Origin of the sequence: Amycolatopsis sp. CA-128772 (genome assembly GCF_002904295.1) — a bacterium.
In the GTDB taxonomy this organism is placed as follows: domain Bacteria; phylum Actinomycetota; class Actinomycetes; order Mycobacteriales; family Pseudonocardiaceae; genus Amycolatopsis.
Genome location: NZ_PPHG01000071.1, coordinates 30,596 through 48,479 on the forward strand (window position 1 = coordinate 30,596; position 17,884 = coordinate 48,479).

Here is a 17,884-nt window from a genome sequence, read left to right on the forward strand (position 1 = left end):
CACCCCACTCCGGCGCGCGTTTCCCGGGCGTTTCGGGCGTCAGTCGGACTCGAGGTCACCCTCCAGCGACAGGTACACCTCGCGCATCTGCGCCAGCAGCTCCGGGTCCGGTTCCGCCCACAGCCCGCGGTCCGCCGCCTCGTTCAGCCGCTCCACGATCCCGCGCAGGGCCCACGGGTTCGCCTGGCGGAGGAACTCCTGGTTCACCTCGTCCAGCACGTACGACTCGGTCAGCTTCTCGTACATCCAGTCGCCGACCACGCCCGCGGTTGCGTCGAAGCCGAACAGGTAGTCCACTGTGGCCGCCAGCTCGAACGCGCCCTTGTAGCCGTGACGCCGCATCGCGGCCAGCCAGCGCGGGTTCACCACGCGGGCGCGGAACACCCGGGCCGTCTCCTCGCCGAGCGTCCGCGTGCGGACCGCGTCCGGGGACGTGCTGTCGCCCACATAGGACGCCGGGGCCGCGCCGGTCAGGGCGCGGACCGTCGCGATCATCCCGCCGTGGTACTGGAAGTAGTCGTCCGAGTCCGCGATGTCGTGCTCGCGCGTGTCGGTGTTCTTCGCCGCCACCACGATGCGCTTGTACGAGCTCTCCATGTCCTCGCGCGCCGGGCGGCCGTCCAGGTCGCGGCCGTACGCGAAGCCGCCCCAGACCGCGTACACCTCGGCGAGGTCTTTGTCGTCGCGCCAGTTGCCGCTGTCCATCAGCGGGAGCAGGCCGGCGCCGTACGCGCCCGGCTTCGACCCGAAGATCCGGGTCGTCGCGCGCCGGGCGTCGCCGTGGGAAGCCAGGTCGGCAGCCACGTGCGCGCGGACGAAGTTCTCCGAGTCCGGTTCGTCCAACGAGGCCACCAGCCGCACGGCGTCGTCCATCAGCGCGATCACGTGCGGGAAGGCGTCGCGGAAGAAGCCGCTGATCCGGATTGTGACGTCGATCCGCGGCCGGCCCAGCTCGTCCAGGGGGATCGCCTCGATGCCCGTGACGCGCCGCGAAGCCTCGTCCCAGACCGGCTGGACGCCCAGCAGGGCCAGGACTTCCGCCGCGTCGTCGCCGGACGTCCGCATCGCCGACGTGCCCCACACCGACAGCCCGACCGACCGCGGCCAGTCGCCGGTGTCCTCGCGGTAGCGCTTCAGAAGCGAGTCCGCCAGCGCCTGCCCGGTTTCCCAGGCCAGCCGGCTCGGGATGGCCTTCGGGTCGACGGTGTAGAAGTTCCGCCCGGTCGGCAGCACGTTGATCAGCCCGCGCAGCGGCGATCCGCTCGGCCCGGCCGGGATGTACCCGCCGTCCAGCGCGTGCAGCACGGCGTCCAGCTCGGCGGACGTCCCCGCCAGCCGGGGCACGATTTCCTCCGCGGCGAACGAAAGCACCCGCGCGACCTGCGGGTCCGGGGCGACCGACGCGACCGCGGTCGCGTCCCAGCCCCGCATCTCCATCGTCTGTACGAGCTCGCGGGCCGTCTTCTCGACCGCGTCCACTTCGGTCATCGGCGCGTCTTCCTTGAGCCCCAGTGCGGAGCGCAGGCCGGGCACCGCGCCCTGCTTGCCGCCCCACATCTGCGATGCGCGCAGCATCGCCAGCACCAGGTTGACGCGGGCCTCGCCGGTCGGCGCCGCGCCCAGGACGTGCAGCCCGTCGCGGATCTGCGCGTCCTTGACCTCGCACAGCCAGCCGTCGATGTGCAGCAGGAAGTCGTCGAACTCCGCGTCGTGCGGCCGTTCGTCGATGCCGAGGTCGTGGTCCAGCTTGGCCGCCTGGATCAGGGTCCAGATCTGCTGGCGCACGGCCGGCAGCTTCGCCGGGTCCATCGCCGCGATGTTCGCGTGCTCGTCGAGCAGCTGCTCCAGCCGCGCCATGTCGCCGTAGGACTCCGCGCGGGCCATCGGCGGGATGAGGTGGTCGACGATCGTCGCGTGCGCCCGCCGCTTCGCCTGCGCGCCCTCGCCCGGGTCGTTGATCAGGAAGGGGTAGACCAGCGGCAGGTTCCCGAGCACGGCGTCCGGCGCGCACGACGCCGAGAGCCCCGCGGTCTTGCCCGGCAGCCACTCCAGCGACCCGTGCTTGCCGAGGTGGACGACGGCGTGCGCGCCGAACTCCTCCTCCAGCCACCGGTACGCGGCCAGGTAGTGGTGGCTCGGCGGCAGGTCCGGGTTGTGGTAGATCGCGACCGGGTTCTCGCCGAACCCGCGCGGCGGCTGGATCATGATGATCACGTTGCCGCTCTGCAGGGACGCCAGCACGATGTCGCCGTTGTCGACGTACAGCTCGCCGGGCGCCGGGCCCCAGTGCTCCTCGACGCCTTCGCGCAGCTCGGCGGGCAGGGCCTCGAACCACGAGCGGTACCGCGCGGCCGGGACGCGGATCGGGTTCCCGGCCAGCTGTTCCTCGGTGAGCCACTCCGGGTCCTGGCCGCCGGCGGCGATCAGCGCGTGGATCAGCGCGTCGCCGTCGGGCTGGTCGGTGCCGGTCGGGTCGACGCCCGGGAAGGCGTCCGGCCCCAGGTCGTAACCCACAGCGCGCATCCGCCGCAGCAGCTCGATCGCCGACGCGGGCGTGTCGAGCCCGACCGCGTTGCCGACGCGCGAGTGCTTCGTCGGGTACGCGGACAGCATCAGCGCGATGCGGCGTTCCGCGGGCGGCGTGTACCGCAGCCGGGCGTGCGCCAGCGCGATGCGGGCGACGCGGGACGCGCGTTCGGCGTCCGGCACGTACCGGGGGAGGCCGTCTTCGTCGAGTTCCTTGAACGAGAACGGCACCGTGATCAGCCGTCCGTCGAACTCGGGCACGGCCATCTGGTTGCCGGCGTCGAGCGGCGAGAGGCCGTCGTCGCTGGCCGCCCACGTCTCGCGGTCGCTGGTCAGGCACAGCGCCTGCAGGATCGGCACGTCGAGCGCGGCCATCTCGGCGACGTCCCACGCCTCGTCGTCACCGCCCGCGCCCACCTCGGACGGCCGCGTGCCGCCCGCCGCGAGCACGGTGACCAGCAGGGCGTCCACGGAGGCCAGCTCGGCCATCATCTCGGGCTCGCGCGTACGCAGCGAAGCACAGTAGATCGGCAACGCGCGCCCGCCCGCCGCCTCGATCTCGTCGGCGAGCGCGTGCACGAACGCCGTGTTCCCGGACAGGTGGTGCGCGCGGTAGTACAGGATGCCGATGACCGGGCCCTCGGCGCGTGACGGCCGCTCGAGGATGCCCCATTCGGGCTGGCGAGCGGGCGGCTCGAAGCCGTCGCCGGTGAGCAGCAGCGTGTCGGAGAGGAACCGGTGCAGCTGGGTGAGGTTCGCCGGGCCGCCCTGCGCGAGGTAGGCGTGGGCCTCGGCGGCGATCCCGGCCGGGACGGTCGAGAGCTTCATCAGCTCGGCGTCCGGCGTCTGCTCGCCGCCGAGGACGACGACGTGCGCGCCCGACGCCCGCAGCGCGTCCAGGCCGTCCTGCCAGCTCCGCGGCGTGCCGAGGATCCGCGCGACGACGATCTTGACGCCGTCGAGCAGCCCCGGCAGCTCGGCGACGTCGAGCCGGGACGGGTTGCCGAGCCGGTACTCGCGGTCGCTGGAGCGGGCGCTGAGCAGGTCGGTGTCCGAAGTGGACAGAAGCAGGATCACGAGGTTCCTCCTCGGGGTCCGCGCCCCGGGTAGTGCGGGCGCGCCGGCCGGAGTTCCTGGCTCCCGGAGAGCACCGTCTCCGGTCACAGTGGCGGGACCGCCCCGGATTTCCACCGGGTTCCTCCACCTGCCGACGCGTGGGTATCGCACCCACTCTCCGGTGCCGGTCGAGGCGCGTCAAGGTGACGTTGCCCCGGGTAACCTGACGGCTTGGAATCCCTTCTCCGGAGCTTCACCGCCGCGCAGTCGACCGGGCAGCCGTACCGCCACCCCACGGCGGCCGAGCTCGAAACCGCCGAAACCGGCTTCGCCGCCCTGCTCGATGGCCGTCCCCATCGCCTTTCCGACCTGGGATTCTCCGTGACCGGCGACGCCCTCGCCGTCCAGGAGCCCGGCTCCGAGCGCGCGTGGGGGCTCTACGCGATCGACCGGTCCGCGCCGCCGTCGCTGGTGATCGAGGTGCCGCACGCCTCCTCGGACCTGCGCACGGACCGGCTCGGCCTGGCCCTGTTCCGGCGGGTCCCCGGCGCGGTGCTGGCCGTCGCGGGCGCCCACCGCCGCCGGGAGGACCCCGCGCACGACGTACGGACGGTCTTCCACGTCGTCACCACGCTGCTCGCCCGGCGCGGCCTGCCGCAGGTCCAGCTGCACGGCTTCAACGACCGCACCCTCCCCACGGCCGACGTCGTCCTCTCGGCCGGCGCGGCCGAGGCCGGGGACGCGGCCCGCCGGGCAGCCGACCGGCTGGAGACCGCCGGCTTCCGCGTCTGCCGGGCCTGGGCCGAGCTCTGCCGCGGCCTGGCCGGGACGACGAACGTCCAGAGCCAGGCCGCCGGCGCGACGCCGTTCCTGCACGTCGAACTGAGCCGGACCGCCCGCGAGACCCGCCGCGACGCCGTCGTCGACGCGCTCGCCGAGGCCGACCTGCGCAAGCCCTAGGCGGACCGCTCGCCGAGCCGCGGGAACGGCTTCGTCGAAAACAGCACCTCGACCGAGACCTCGAAGAACTCCGCGATCCGCAGGGCCAGGTACAGCGACGGGCTGTACTCGCCGCGCTCCAGGTAGCCGATCGTCTGGTAGTGCACGCCGAGGGCCTCCGCCAGCTGCCGCCGCGAGATCGACCGCTCCGCGCGCAGCATCGCGATCCGGTTGTAGACGGCCTCACTCATGACTACCCCACACGCTGCATGGCCCGCTGCCGCCGTTCGGCCAGGGACGAACCCGCCTCGCGCCGCGCCATGCGGCGCAGCAGGACCGGGGCCAGCGCGAAGCCGGCCACCGCCCACGCGAGCAGCACCGCCACGGTCGCCACCGGCCGCCACGACTGCCCGATCTCGACGACCACCGCGCCGTCCGGCAGCAGGGCCGAGCGCATCCCGAGGCCCAGCCAGTACATCGGGAACGCCTGCGCGATGTCCTGCAGCCAGCCCGGCAGGGCCGTGATCGGGTAGAAGATCCCGGAGATCGCGCCCAGGCCCATCACCGGCAGGGTGATCAGGCCGATGGACCGCGGGCTGTTGGTCAGCGCGCCCAGCGCGGCGCCGATCGGCATCGTCGCGGCCATGCCGAGCAGCAGCACCCCGAGCAGGTGCAGGTACGACCAGCCGCCGTCCGGCGCCAGCGCGGAGAAGGCGAACAGGCACGGGATCAGGACCGCGGCCATGGACGTGAGCTGGGCGAGCGACAGTGCCGTGGTCTTCCCGACCAGGTAGCCGAGCATCCCGTTCGGGGTCGCCTTCGCGCGCAGCAGCGTGCCGTCCTCGCGGTCGACGGCCAGGTAGCCCGCCGCGCCGGTCAGGCCGTTGAACACGATGCCGGCGCCGAGCACGCCGGGCACGGTCGCCGCGCCGAGCGAGAACGAGGTGCCGGGCAGCGTGGCGTTGCGCATGAAGAACAACGTACCGAGGAAGAGCACCACGAAGACGAGCTGCCCCATCACGTCGTCGAGGTTGGTCCACGTCTGCTTGAACTCGATCCAGCCGCGGGCCAGCCCGGAACGCAGGGCTACGGTCGTGCCGTTCATCGCGCACCCGCTTCCTGGAGCCCGAGCTCCGTCTCGCCGCCGGTCTCGGCGCGGTGGACCAGCGTCATGTAGGTGTCCTCCAGCGACGCCCGCCGGACCTCGAGGTCCTCGACGGCGTCGCCGTGCTGCTTGAACAGGTCGTGCACGTACTTGGTCGCCTCGGTCGTCGAGTGCACGAACCGCTGGCCGCCGACGCTCCAGCGGACCTCGGCCTCGCCGGCGATCTGCCGGCTGAGCTGGTCGGCCGAGCCGTCGGCGATGATCCGGCCGCCGTTGAGGATGAGGATCCGGTCGGCCAGCTTCTCGGCCTCGTCGAGGTCGTGCGTGGTGAGCAGGATCGTCGTGTCGAGCTCGTCGGACAGCCGGTGCACCAGGTCGTGGAACTCGCGCCGCGCCTCCGGGTCGAAGCCGGCGGTCGGCTCGTCGAGGAACAGCAGCTCGGGCCGCCCGACGATGCCGATGGCGACGTCGAGCCGCCGCCGCTGGCCGCCGGAGAGCTGCTTGAGCTTCTTGCCCGCGTGCTCGGTGAGCCCGACGGTCTCGATCAGCTCGTCGGCGTCCCACGGCCGCGGGCGCGAAGGCGTCGAGTACGGCGCGTAGTACCGGCCGAGGTGCGCGAGCAGCTCGCGGACGCGCCACTTCCCGTGGTCACGCCAGGACTGGAGCACGACCCCCAGCCGTGCCCGCCAGTCCTCGCCGCCCTGGGCCGGGTCGGTGCCCAGCACGCTGACCTCGCCGGCCGACCGCATGCGGAAGCCCTCGAGGATCTCGATCGTCGTGGTCTTGCCCGCGCCGTTCGGCCCGAGCAGGCACACGACCTCGCCCCGGTACGCCTCGAAGCCGACGCCGTGGAGCACGTCGTTGGTGCCGTACCGCATCCGCAGCTCGCGTACGCGGACGACGGGATCGGCAGGATCTCTCATCACGGTCACCCCCATCTGACTGATGCGATCGAATGTAGCACACCTACTACGTTCGATGAGACTTCTGCTGCCTTGGGAACTTGACCGGCGGTCACCCGGTTCGCCGGGGCATGGGAACCTGGCTGGGCCTGGCGTTGCCGGGCGGTGTGGTGATCCTGCTGGTCATGGCGGCGATCGAACTGCGCCCGCGCAAGGACGGCTCGCGCTTCAAGGCGCGGCTGTCCTCCACCTACCTCGAAGAGACCACCGCGTTCCTCTACGGCACCAAGCGGCGTGAGCTGGAACACCGGGAAACGATGTCGATGCTCGTCGAGCAGGACGCCGAGGGCGCGCCACCCTGGCGTGACGTGGACCTGGACGCCGGAACGGCCCGGATCCGGCCCCGTCCGGACCCGCCGGAGCCGGAGAACCGCCAGCTACAGTGACCCTCATGCCGACCCCAGCACGCGTGCGAGCCGACGCGTGCCCCGGTGTTTTCGCACCGCACGACGCCGCCGACGGGCCGTTGGCCCGGGTCCGGCTGCCCGGCGGCACGATTCCCGCAGTGCAGCTGCGCGCGCTGGCCGACGCGGCCGAGGCGTGCGGCGACGGCGACCTCCACCTCACCTCGCGCGGCAACGTCCAGCTGCGCGGCGTCACGCGGCCCGGTCTCGCGGCCCGGCTGACCGACGCCGGCCTGCTGCCCTCACCGTCGCACGAGCGGGTCCGCAACGTCCTCGCGTCGCCGTTGAGCGGGGTGCGCGGTGGGCTCGCCGACGTCCGCGGCCTGGCGGCGGCGCTCGATCTGGCGCTGTGTGCGACGCCCGAGCTGGCGTCGCTGCCCGGACGGTTCCTCTTCGCCTTCGACGACGGCCGCGTGGACGTCGCCGGGGAAGGCACCGACGTCTGCTGGCTGGCCACGGGCCGGTCCGAGGGAACGCTGCTGCTCGCGGGCGGCGACACCGGACGGCGGGTGTCCCGCGCCGGCGCCGTGGCGACGCTCATCGACGTCGCGCTGGAGTTCTGCCGGGTCCGCGGGGCCGCCTGGCGCGTCGCCGAACTCGACGACCCGGCGTGGCGGGGGACGCCGGTGCCGCGGGGCTCGTCGTCCGTGCCGGCTGGGCTCATTCCCCGGGACGGCGGTTTCGCGGCCGGTGTCGTGCCGCGCTTCGGGCAGCTGTCCGCGACGCAGGCGCGAGCGCTGGCGGAGTTCGGGACGGCGCTGGTCACGCCGTGGAAGTCCGTCATCCTGCCGGACGTGCCCGCGGACGTCTTCGAGCGGCTGGGGTTCGGCGGTTCCGCACTGGGGACCTCCGCGTGCATCGGCCGTCCGGGCTGCGCGAAGTCGCGCGCCGACGTCCGGGCCGACGCGGTGTTCCGGCCGGGCCTGCGCGCGCACTTCTCGGGCTGCGAACGGCGGTGCGGGAAGCCGTCGCAGTCCCATGTGGACGTTGTCGCCGAAGCGGGGGGCTACCGCATCGACGGCCGCTGGGTGCCGCTCGACGAGATGGAAGGGAACCTGTGATCGACTACCTGCGGGACGGTGCCGAGATCTACCGGCACTCGTTCGCCACGATCCGCGAGGAGGCGGACCTGGCGATCCTGCCCGACGACGTGGCCGGGCTGGCGGTCCGGATGATCCACGCCTGCGGCATGGTCGATCTGGTCGACGACCTGCGCTACACGCTCGACGTCGTCGAGTCCGGCCGCGCGGCCCTCGAAGCCGGCGCCCCGATCCTGTGCGACGCGCAGATGATCGCCAGCGGCGTCACCCGCCGTCGCCTGCCGGCGGGCAACGAGGTCCTCTGCACGCTGTCGGACCCCGGTGTTCCTTCGCTGGCCGAACGGATGGGCACGACGCGTTCGGCGGCGGCGCTGGAGCTGTGGCGCGACAAGCTGCCCGGCTCGGTGGTGGCGATCGGCAACGCGCCGACGGCGTTGTTCCGCCTGCTGGAGATCCTCGACGAAGGCGTCGGCGCACCGGCGGCGATCATCGGCGTCCCGGTCGGCTTCGTCGGCGCGATGGAGTCCAAAGTGGAGCTGGCCAAACGTGCTCCGGCCCCGTACCTGGTGGTCCACGGCCGGCGCGGCGGCAGCGCGATGGCCGTCGCGGCCATCAACGCACTCGCGAGCGCCGAAGAATGAGCGTGGGCAAGCTGTACGGCGTCGGCCTCGGCCCCGGCGACCCGGAACTGATGACGGTCAAGGCGGCGCGCCTGATTTCCGAGGCATCGGTGATCGCCTACCACTGCGCCCGGCACGGCCGCAGCATCGCGCGATCGGTCGCGGAGCCGTACCTGCGTGAAGGGCAGATCGAGGAAAAGCTCGTCTACCCGGTGACCACGGAGACGACCGACCACCCGGGCGGCTACGAGGGTGCGATCGCCGACTTCTACGAGCTGAGCGCAAAGCGCCTGGCGGAGCACCTCGACGCGGGGCGCGACGTGGTCCTGCTCTGCGAGGGTGACCCGTTCTTCTACGGCTCGTACATGTACATGCACGAGCGCCTGTCCGGCCGGTACGAGGCGGTGGTGGTCCCGGGCGTGACGTCGGTGAGCGCGGCGTCGTCGGTCTTCGGCCGCCCGCTGGTCCAGCGCGACGAGGTCCTGACGGTGCTCCCGGGCACCCTGCCGGCCCCGGAGCTGGCGCGCCGCCTGGCGGACACCGACGCGGCGGCGGTCCTGAAGCTGGGCCGGACGTTCTCGTCGGTGCGGGAGGCGTTCGCGGAGGCGGGGAAGCTGGACGAGGCTGTCTACGTCGAGCGTGCGACGTGGGGGGAGCAGCGGATCGAGCCCCTGGCTTCGGTGGATCCTGCTTCCGTGCCGTACTTTTCGCTGGCGTTGCTGCCTTCGCCGGGTTACGCGTCACGCCAGTCTCCGGGTTCGCCCCCTCCGGCTCCTTCTTCCGGTGGCGAGGTCGTCGTCGTGGGCCTCGGCCCGGCCGGCCCGGAGTGGCTGACCCCCGAGGCGGCTGCGGAGCTTTCGGCTGCGGAGCACGTCGTCGGGTACGGGCCGTATGTGGCACGGGTGCCGCAGAAGGCGGGCCAGCAGCGGCACGCGTCGGGCAACCGGGTGGAAGCGGACCGGGCCCGCGAGGCCCTGGACCTGGCTGCTTCGGGCGCGCGGGTCGCGGTGGTGTCCTCGGGCGACCCGGGGGTGTTCGCGATGGCGTCGGCGGTGTTGGAGCAGGTGTCCGCGGGGCACGGAACGGGCGTCCGGGTCCGGATAGTCCCGGGCGTGACGGCAGCCCAGGCGGCGGCGTCGCGGGTGGGGGCGCCGCTGGGCCACGATTATTGCGTGCTCTCGCTGTCGGATCGCTTGAAGCCGTGGGACATCATCGAGAAGCGCCTGGACGCGGCTGGGGCGGCGGATCTCGTGCTGGCGTTGTACAACCCTGCTTCGCGGACCCGGACGACTCAGCTGGCTGATGCTCGTGCGGTGCTGCTGCGCCACCGTTCTGCTTCCACGCCGGTCGTGGTGGCGCGGGACGTGGGTGGGCCGGAGGAGGACATCCGCATCACGACGCTGGGCGAGCTGGATCCGTCCACAGTGGATATGCGCTGCCTGCTGATCGTGGGTTCGTCCCGCACTCGCGCCGAGAACGGCATCGTCTGGACACCGCGCAGCTACTGACGTGAGGCCGGGCTCCGGCCCGGCCTCACGCTTCTCAGCGCGTCGGGTCCTTGCCGTTCGGCTGCCGCGGTCCCGGACCCGGTGACCACCAGCCCGGCACCGTCTTCTCCCCGTGCACCACCGTCGGCGCGATGCCCTCCGTGAACGGCTCGATCTGCAGCAGCTGGCCCCACGACTGGCTCGGCTGGCCGATCAGGTAGCTCGGCACCTCCGGCTCCTCGGCCAGCTCCTCCAGCCAGCCGATCGGGCCGCCGTTGGTCGAGGACGCCCACTGGGCCTCGTCCGCCAGGCCGCCCGCCGTGATGCGGTAGTCCGGGACCTGGGAGATCCCGTCGTGGGACGTCACCGGCTGGACGCACGGGTACACGAACGACGCCGGCCAGTCCACGTACACCGGCTTCGAGCCGATGCGGTCCGTCAGCGTCGTGAACGTCGGGACGCGGGGGGCCGACGCCGCGATCCAGCCGTCCTCCGTCAGGTCGTTGTCCACGATGTTGATGCGGACCGCGTTCGTCTCCGGGGGGAGGTCGCGCAGGTTGATGCGGGTGTCGTTCCAGCCGCCCGTGCCCGAGCCCGGCGGGAGCATGAACTGGCTGCGCAGGACCTTCACGCCGTCCGGGGTGTCGACGCCGTAGTCGAGGCTGACCGACGTCGGGCGGCGGGCCGCGCCCGCCGTGGCCACCACCACCTGGCCGTCCGCCGGCTTCTCCGTCAGCGCGAACCAGTCGCTGCGCAGGCGCCCGGCGCGCGTCTCCGGGTCGAGGTAGCTCGACCACATCGGCACCTTTTCCGGCGTGAACCCGTGCGGCGGCTCGGCCAGGGGGTCCTTGTCGTCGACCGGGCGGGTGTGGAAGCCGGTCTGGACGCGGCCGTTGTCCTGGTCCGGGTTCGGCAGCGGGGAGCCGGTCTCCTTCGGCTTCTCCGCCACCGTCCGCTGCTCGGCCTGCGGGTGCAGGATGCTCGTCGCCGCGTCGCGCTCGACCATCACGTGGTCGGAGAGGTTGCAGCTCTTGCCGAACAGGTGCCCGACGTTCGCCGCGCCCAGGCTGTAGCTGCCGGACTGGTTGTGGATCGCCCACGCCATCGTGACGAACTCGCCCGCCGCCACCAGGCCGCAGACCACCACCAGCGACAGCGACCCGAGCCGCAGCGCGCGCCGCTTGCCTTCCTGGGGCTGGTCGGGCAGGCCCGGCCGGTGCGCGCGGACGTTCTCGACGAACGCGTAGATCCCGGCGATCGCGGCCGCCGCCAGCAGGATGGTCGACAGCGGGATGCCGCCGACCGACGGCGCCACGTTCGTCCACTGGACGCCGAGACGCGAGACGAACCAGTACGTGTTCGGCCCGGTCGCGGCGAGCGCGGCGACCACCAGCAGCGCCGCCAGGAAGGCCGCGCGGTTGCGTTTGGACCGCAGCACCGTGGAGCTGGTCGCGAGCGCGGCCAGCGCGGCCATCGACGCGCCGACCGCGGCGAACGCGCCGAAGTGGTGCGTCCACTTCGTCGGCGTCAGGGCCAGCAGCAGGAAGAACACCGCCGTCGTGCCGATCAGGCGGCGGGCCGGCCCGAGCGACGCGCCGGGGATGCGGCCGCGGCGCAGCAGCATCACCAGGCAGGTGGCGGTGCACAGCACGACCAGCAGCACCGGGAACCGGCGCGGTGCCGAGCCGTCCGGCAGGTCGGCGAACAGCAGCTGGTAGCGCGCGAGCTCCTGGAACCACGACAGGTTCGGGCCCACCTGGGTGCGGATCCGGGTCGCTTCCTGGACGGTCGCGAACGTCTGGTCGGCGAACACGACGACCAGCACGAGCAGCCCGGCGGCGGCGACCGGCGCGAGCACCGGCAGCCAGCCGTTTTCGTTCGCGCGCTGGCGGATCAGCTTGAACAGCGGGCGCGCCGCGACCAGGAAGGGCGCCACCGCGATCAGCCCGGTCGGCGTCGCGGCCAGGGTGAACCCGGCCGCGGTCAGGCCGAGGCACAGCGGCAGCAGCCGCCGCGTCACCAGCGCGCGCTCCACCGCGCAGATCGCCAGCAGCGAGCCGAGCGCGGCGACCGGTTCCGGGCGGACGCCGTTGTTGTAGGGCATCCACCAGATCAGGAACACCGTCGCGGCGGCCCAGCTCGCCGGGCGGCTGGTGCGGATCTGGGTGCCGAGGCGCGGCATCACCTCGCGGCTGATCAGCAGCCAGCTGAGCACGCCGAGCAGGAACGAGGGCAGCCGGATCCACGGCGGCACCACGCTGACGTGCGCCATCAGCTCGAACAGGTGGTAGAACCAGCCGAACGGCGCTTCGGCGACGCCGAACCAGCGGTGGTAGTTCGTGAGGAACCCGGTCTGCTCGGTGACCCGGGCCATCGTGAGGATGTAGCCGTCGTCCGAGGTCACCGGCCCGATGAAGACCCACGCGCCGAGCGCGACGATCACCGTCACGTCCCGCGCGGTCAGCCGCCACCAGCCGACCGGCGCCCAGCGCGGCGCGCGTCTCGCGAAGCCGGAGTCGCGGCGCCAGACCGCGATCATGCAGCCGATCAGCGACAGGATGGCGAGCACGCCCACGCTGATCTTCAGCGCGGTCGGCGACGTCTGGTAGCGCGTGTCCGGCACGACCGAGACGTGCAGGCCGGCGATCGGGTCCTTGCTCGAGTTGATCGAGGAGTAGATGCCGACCACGCGGGGCCGGACGTCGCCGCCGGCGTGGAAGATCGGCGTCCCCGCCACAGCGAGGGTCATCTGCGTAGCGTCGACGTCCAGCTCGACGTCGCACTTCTCGGCGGGCAGCGGCTGCTGGGCGATCTGCTGGCCCTGGCTGGAGGCGAGCAGCACGCCGTTGTCGACGCGCAGCTGCAGCCCGACGCCGTTGCCGGCCTTCGGGTCGGTGCGGCCGTCCGGCACGGTGGCGAACAGCAGGCCGGGACCGTTCGTGCGCGCGTCGACCGAGCGGATGGCCGCGCACGGCAGCTCGGCCCGCAGGTCCTGGGCCCAGTACCCGGTCAAGGGCGCGTTGACGGAGCGGGTGTCGCTGCCGGTGGGCCAGACGACCTCCGCCGTGTCCTGCACCACCGGCAGGAAGGGGAAAGCCAGCGCGCACAAGGCCGAGAGCAACCCCAGCGCTACGGCAATCAGACGCATCGGCGCAACGCTAACGGGTCAGATGCGGGCGGTTGACGCAGCCCCCGGGTCACGCCGGGTGAACCGGCCGTGGTGTATCGCCGCGGCCAGGGGACGACGGCTCCGCCAACCGTGGCGCTCCAGGTCGGGCACGGTTTCCAGGGAGCTGACCGGCCCGACGCACAGCCACGCGACCGGCCGCACACCGTCGGGCACGCCGAGCAGCTCGCTCAGGAACGGTTCGCGGTAGAAGCTCACCCAGCCGACGCCCAGGCCCTCCGCGGTCGCGGCGAGCCAGAGGTTCTGGATCGCGAGGCACACCGAGTACAGGCCGGCGTCGGCGATGGCGTGCCGGCCGAGCACGTCGGGCGCGCCGCGCGCCGGGTCGTAGGTGACGACGATGCCCAGGCTCGACTCCAGAATGCCCTCGATCTTGATGTTCGCGAAGGTCCTCGCGCGGTCCTCGCCGAGCTGCCCGGCGAAAACCTCCCGCTCTTCGTGGACGTGCTTGGCGAACTTCTCGCGCGTCACGACGTCCTCGACCAGCACGAAGTCCCACGGCTGCGTCAGCCCGACGCTCGGCGCGGCGTGCGCGGCTTCGAGCACCCGCATCAGCGTGGCTTCGGGGACGGGCGCGCCGGTGAACTCGCCGCGGACGTCCCGCCGCTTGCGCAGGACTTCGTAGAACTCTTCGATCATCGGTGAAGGACCCATTCGACGGCTTCGGGGACGGTTTCGGCGGTCTCGGTCTCGGGGCGGCCCGGCCGCCTGACCAGCAGGACGGGCCGGCCGAGCTCGCGGGCGGCGGTCAGCTTGGCGCTGGTCTGCGGGCCGCCGGAGTCCTTGGTGACCAGGACGTCCACCCGGCCGAGCAGCTCCCGTTCCGCGGCCACCTCGTACGGCCCGCGGGCGAGGAGCAGCTCGTGGTGGCGCGGCAGCGGCGGCTCGGGCGGGTCGACGCAGCGGATCAGGAACCACAGGTCGTCGAGGTGCGCGAAGGCGGGCAGCCCCTGGCGGCCGCTGGTGAGGAACACGCGTTTTCCCAGGTCGGGAAGCATTCGTGCCGCCTCGGCGAGGTCGTCGGCCCAATGCCAGTCGTCCTGCGGTCCGGCCTGCCAGCCCGGCCGCGCGAGCCTGAGCAGGGGCGTCCCCGTCGTCCGGGCTGCTTCCGCCGCGTTGGCGCCGATGCGCTCGGCGAAGGGGTGTGTGGCGTCCACTACCGCTTCCACGTGGTTCTCGCGCAGGTACCGCGCGAGCCCCTCCGGGCCCCCGAAGCCGCCGACGCGCACTTCGCCGACGGGAAGTCTCGGCCGCGCGACCCGCCCCGCCAGCGAAGAGACAACGCGCACTTCGCGCGCGGCGAGCTCTTCGGCGAGCTGCCGGGCTTCGCCGGTCCCGCCGAGGATGAGGATCACGAGGGACGCCCGTAGCCGACGGCTTCGCGCCACCGGTCCAGCGTCCGCAGGTTGGCGAGGGTCTCGGCCCAGGACAGCTCGGGTGCCTGGCGGTCGCCGATGTGGGCGGCGACGTGGTCGGCTTCGCGAGCGAAGACGCCCTGGGTCGCTTCGACCTCGATGACCTCCGGCGCGCCGCCGGCCGGGGTCAGGATGATCCGCGAAACGCCCGGGTCGCGCAGCGGGTGGATCCACGCGGGCTGCGGGATGTGGATCTGCCCGCGCGAGCCGAACACGCGGATGCCGTCCTCGCGGGTGAGCCGGATCCCGCACGAGATCGTGGCGAGGATGTCGCCGGGCAGCCGCAGCAGGCCGGTCGCCCACTCGTCGACGCCGGTGGCGGACAGGTGCGCCATCCCGCTGACCTCGGCCGGCTCGACGACGTCCTGCCCGGTCGCCGCCTGCGCGACCAGCCGGGCCAGCGACGTGCAGTAGCAGCCGACGTCGAGGATCCCGCCGCCGCCGAGCGCCGGGTCGCTCAGCCGGGCGGTTTCCTCGGGGTTGCTGTCGAAGGAGAAGGTCGTGTCGACCGCGCGGACCTCGCCGATCGCGCCGGAGGAGATCAGCTCGGCCAGCCGCCGCGTCTGCGGGTGCAGCCGGTACATGAACGCCTCCATCAGGAAGACGTCGTGCGCGCGGGCGGCCTCGATCACCTCCTCGGCGTCGGCGGCGGTGATCGTCAGCGGCTTCTCGCAGAGCACGTGCTTGCCGGCCTCGGCGGCCGCGATGGCCCACTCCTTGTGCAGCGCGTGCGGCGTCGAAACGTAGACGGCGTCGACGTCCGGGTCGGCGAGGAGGTCTTCGTAGCTGCCGTAGGCCTTCGGGATGTCGAAGCGCGCGGCGAACTCCCGCGCTCGTTCGCCGTCACGGGCGGCGACGGCGGTGAGCACGCCGTGCTTGCTTTCCTCGACGCCCGCGGCGAAGTGGGCGGCAATGGTCCCGGCGGCCAGCAGGCCCCAGCGCAGTTCCGTCACAACGACTCCGGTTGGTTCGCCCGGTCACGGGCACTCGAATAGAGGAAGCTGTCGGGAAAGCCGGTGGCCCCCAGCGCCCGCCCGACGAAGATGGTGGCGGCGCGCGTCATCCCGGCCTCGCGGACCAGCGCCGGCAGTTCCCCGAGCACGCCCCGCACGACGGTTTCCCCGGGCTGGCTCGCGAGCGCGACGACGGCGACGGGGCAGTCTTGGCCGTAGTGCGGCGTCAGCTCGTCGGTGACCCGCTCGACGTGGTTGATGGCGAGGTGCAGCGCGAGCGTGGCCCGCGTCGCGGCGAAGGCGGCGAGGGTTTCACCCGGCGGCATCTTGGTGGAGCGCGCCTGCACGCGCGTGATGACCAGGCTCTGCCCGATTTCGGGCACGGTGAGCTCCCGCTTCAGCACGGCGGCCGAAGCGGCGAAGGCGGGCACGCCGGGCACGACGTCGTAGGGCACGCCGGCCGCATCGAGCCGCCGCGCCTGCTCGGCGACCGCGCTGTAGAGCGACGGATCGCCGGAGCACAGCCGCGCGACCTCGTGCCCGGCGCGGTGCGCGTCGACGAGCTTCCCGACGATCTGCTCGAGGCTGAGGTTCGCCGTGTCGACGAGCTCGGTCCCGGGCGCGCAGTGGGCAAGCAGGTCGGGCGGGGTCATGCTGCCGGGGTAGAGGCAGACGCCGCAGCGCGCCAGCAGGTCCCGGCCCCGCACGGTGATGAGGTCGGCAGCCCCGGGCCCGGCGCCGATGAAGTGCACGGTCATCGGCTGCTCCCGACCGGAGTGCGCAGTGCGGACGGACGCCTGCGGCCGCCGGCCGGACGCTCGCCGGCCGGACGCTCGCCGGCCGGATGCCTGCGGCCGCCGGTCGGATGCTCGCCGGCCGCATGGCCGCCGGCTGCATGCCCGCCGACCGAATTGCTGCCGGCCGGATGCCTGCCGGTGACCGCCGCCATCGGGCCCGTCACCGGTTGCTCCACTGCGTCACGACCCGCGCCGGGGTCCAGCCCGTGAACCCGCCCAGCGGCGCCGCCCGTTCCACACCGATCCGCAGCAGCTCTCCGCCGTGCTCCTCGTACGCGCGCGCCAGGACCTGCTCGGCCTCCAGCGTCACCCCGTGGGCCACCACCCGCGCGCCCGTCGCCAGGCACGCGTCCAGTACGCCGGGCGCCGTCACGCCGCCTCCGATGAAGACCGCGTCCGGCGCCGGCAGCGCGCTCAGCGCCTCCGGTGCTTCCCCCGTCACCACCTCCAGTTCCGGTACTCCCAGGTCCAGTGCGTTCCGGCCGATCCGCTCGGCGCGCTCCGCCGAGCGCTCGATCGCGACCGCGCGGTTCAGGCCGTTCAGCCGCGACCACTCGATGCCGACGCTGCCCGCGCCCGCGCCGACGTCCCACAACAGCTCGCCGGGACTCGGCGCGAGGCGGGCCAGCGCCGACACGCGGAGGTCGCGTTTGGTCAGCTGCCCGTCGTGGGCGTACACGTCGTCCGGGATGCCGATCAGCGGCAACGCCGGACCCACGCACGCCAGCGCGAACACCGTCAGCGGACCGGGATCGCCGGTCCAGCCGTCGGAGACGCGCTCGTCGGGCCCGCCCAGGTTCTCCAGCGCGATCAGCTCACTCTCGCCATAACCCCGCACGGTGAGCAGGGAGCGCAGAGCGGTCGCGTCGGCACCCAGGACGAGCACCCGCCGGCGCGGCGCCAGGACCCGGGCGACGCGGGCCGACGACCGGCCGACGATGGTGACCACCTCGGTCTCCTCGGCGGACCAGCCCAGCCGTGCCCGGGCCAGTGTCACCGACGAGAGCGCGGGCAGCGCCTCGACCTCGTATCCATGGGCCACCAGTGTGGCACCCACCCCCGACAAAAACGGATCTCCGCTGGCCAGGACGCAGATCCGGGCGCCTTCGTGCTCCGCGATGACCGCGTCCAGCGCGGGCAGCAGGGGTGTCGGCCACGCCTGCGCCGGCACCGTCTCGGGCAGGTAGCCCAGCTGCCGCGGCGCGCCCAGCACGACGTCGGCGGCGAGCACCGCGGACTTGGCCCGCTCCGACAGGCCCGGCCAGCCGTCGGCTCCGATCCCGACCACGGTCAGGCGGTCCGCTCCGGCAGCCGGTGGACGTGATTTTTCGCGCACGATTTCCCACCCTAAGCGAGCCGGGCGCTGTGCGATGATCGGCCGGTCGCCGAGCTG

General features: G+C 72.9%; 15 protein-coding genes and 1 riboswitch. Of the genes, 5 read left to right on the top strand and 10 right to left on the bottom strand.

Annotated elements, in window-relative coordinates; all coding sequences use genetic code 11:
• Nucleotides 1-39: 39 nt before the first annotated feature.
• Nucleotides 40-3,603, bottom strand: a complete 3,564-nt coding sequence (gene cobN / locus C2L59_RS25140) for a cobaltochelatase subunit CobN (RefSeq protein ID WP_103351970.1) — start codon at nucleotides 3,601-3,603, stop codon at nucleotides 40-42.
• Between the two features lie 50 nt (nucleotides 3,604-3,653).
• Nucleotides 3,654-3,727, bottom strand: a riboswitch (cobalamin riboswitch).
• An 86-nt stretch (nucleotides 3,728-3,813) separates the two neighbouring features.
• On the opposite strand from cobN, the gene C2L59_RS25145 reads away from it, so the two are divergent.
• Nucleotides 3,814-4,542, top strand: a complete 729-nt coding sequence (locus C2L59_RS25145) for a hypothetical protein (RefSeq protein ID WP_103351971.1) — start codon at nucleotides 3,814-3,816, stop codon at nucleotides 4,540-4,542.
• Here the strand turns inward: C2L59_RS25145 and C2L59_RS25150 are convergent.
• From C2L59_RS25150 to C2L59_RS25160, 3 genes are read right to left on the bottom strand one after another with little or no spacing between them, the layout of a single operon-like run.
• A complete protein-coding gene (locus tag C2L59_RS25150) occupies nucleotides 4,539-4,772 on the bottom strand; it encodes a helix-turn-helix transcriptional regulator (protein WP_103351972.1) in 234 nt (77 codons plus the stop codon). The two genes, C2L59_RS25145 and C2L59_RS25150, sit on opposite strands and share 4 nt — an antisense overlap.
• Nucleotides 4,773-4,774: 2 nt before the next feature.
• Complete coding sequence (locus C2L59_RS25155; RefSeq protein WP_103351973.1) at nucleotides 4,775-5,626, bottom strand: ABC transporter permease; 852 nt, start codon at nucleotides 5,624-5,626, stop codon at nucleotides 4,775-4,777.
• Nucleotides 5,623-6,549: an ABC transporter ATP-binding protein gene (locus C2L59_RS25160; protein ID WP_103352124.1), complete on the bottom strand. Its 927-nt coding sequence runs from the start codon at nucleotides 6,547-6,549 to the stop codon at nucleotides 5,623-5,625. The genes C2L59_RS25155 and C2L59_RS25160 overlap by 4 nt, the downstream gene beginning before the upstream one ends.
• Nucleotides 6,550-6,659: 110 nt before the next feature.
• Here C2L59_RS25160 and C2L59_RS25165 point away from each other — a divergent pair, with 110 nt between their 5' ends.
• From C2L59_RS25165 to C2L59_RS25180, 4 genes are read left to right on the top strand one after another with little or no spacing between them, the layout of a single operon-like run.
• On the top strand, nucleotides 6,660-6,974 hold the full coding sequence (locus C2L59_RS25165; protein ID WP_103351974.1) for a DUF6191 domain-containing protein: 315 nt from the start codon (nucleotides 6,660-6,662) through the stop codon (nucleotides 6,972-6,974).
• Between the two features lie 5 nt (nucleotides 6,975-6,979).
• Nucleotides 6,980-8,053 (top strand): precorrin-3B synthase, encoded by a 1,074-nt coding sequence (locus C2L59_RS25170; protein WP_103352125.1) that lies wholly within the window; start codon nucleotides 6,980-6,982, stop codon nucleotides 8,051-8,053.
• Entirely contained in the window at nucleotides 8,050-8,673 is a 624-nt protein-coding gene (locus tag C2L59_RS25175) for a precorrin-8X methylmutase (protein ID WP_103351975.1), read from the top strand. Before C2L59_RS25170 ends, C2L59_RS25175 begins: the two co-directional genes overlap by 4 nt.
• Nucleotides 8,670-10,160 carry a precorrin-2 C(20)-methyltransferase gene (locus C2L59_RS25180; protein WP_103351976.1) on the top strand — a complete coding sequence of 497 codons (1,491 nt, stop codon included), beginning with the start codon at nucleotides 8,670-8,672 and terminating at the stop codon, nucleotides 10,158-10,160. Before C2L59_RS25175 ends, C2L59_RS25180 begins: the two co-directional genes overlap by 4 nt.
• A 34-nt stretch (nucleotides 10,161-10,194) precedes the next feature.
• Here the strand turns inward: C2L59_RS25180 and C2L59_RS25185 are convergent, their stop codons facing one another.
• The 6 genes from C2L59_RS25185 to cbiE all read right to left on the bottom strand — a co-directional run bounded on the left by C2L59_RS25185 (nucleotide 10,195) and on the right by cbiE (nucleotide 17,779).
• Nucleotides 10,195-13,287, bottom strand: a complete 3,093-nt coding sequence (locus C2L59_RS25185; RefSeq protein ID WP_103351977.1) for an arabinosyltransferase domain-containing protein — start codon at nucleotides 13,285-13,287, stop codon at nucleotides 10,195-10,197.
• A gap of 18 nt (nucleotides 13,288-13,305) precedes the next feature.
• Entirely contained in the window at nucleotides 13,306-13,965 is a 660-nt protein-coding gene (bluB, locus tag C2L59_RS25190; RefSeq protein ID WP_103351978.1) for a 5,6-dimethylbenzimidazole synthase, read from the bottom strand.
• Nucleotides 13,962-14,681, bottom strand: coding sequence for a cobalt-precorrin-6A reductase (locus C2L59_RS25195; RefSeq protein WP_103351979.1), 720 nt, complete (start codon nucleotides 14,679-14,681; stop codon nucleotides 13,962-13,964). The genes bluB and C2L59_RS25195 overlap by 4 nt, the downstream gene beginning before the upstream one ends.
• Nucleotides 14,678-15,694 carry a Gfo/Idh/MocA family protein gene (locus tag C2L59_RS25200; RefSeq protein ID WP_103351980.1) on the bottom strand — a complete coding sequence of 339 codons (1,017 nt, stop codon included), beginning with the start codon at nucleotides 15,692-15,694 and terminating at the stop codon, nucleotides 14,678-14,680. The genes C2L59_RS25195 and C2L59_RS25200 overlap by 4 nt, the downstream gene beginning before the upstream one ends.
• A complete protein-coding gene (gene cobM, locus C2L59_RS25205; protein ID WP_103351981.1) occupies nucleotides 15,691-16,452 on the bottom strand; it encodes a precorrin-4 C(11)-methyltransferase in 762 nt (253 codons plus the stop codon). Before cobM ends, C2L59_RS25200 begins: the two co-directional genes overlap by 4 nt.
• Nucleotides 16,453-16,651: 199 nt before the next feature.
• Complete coding sequence (gene cbiE / locus C2L59_RS25210) at nucleotides 16,652-17,779, bottom strand: precorrin-6y C5,15-methyltransferase (decarboxylating) subunit CbiE (RefSeq protein ID WP_233223661.1); 1,128 nt, start codon at nucleotides 17,777-17,779, stop codon at nucleotides 16,652-16,654.
• Nucleotides 17,780-17,884: the final 105 nt, after the last annotated feature.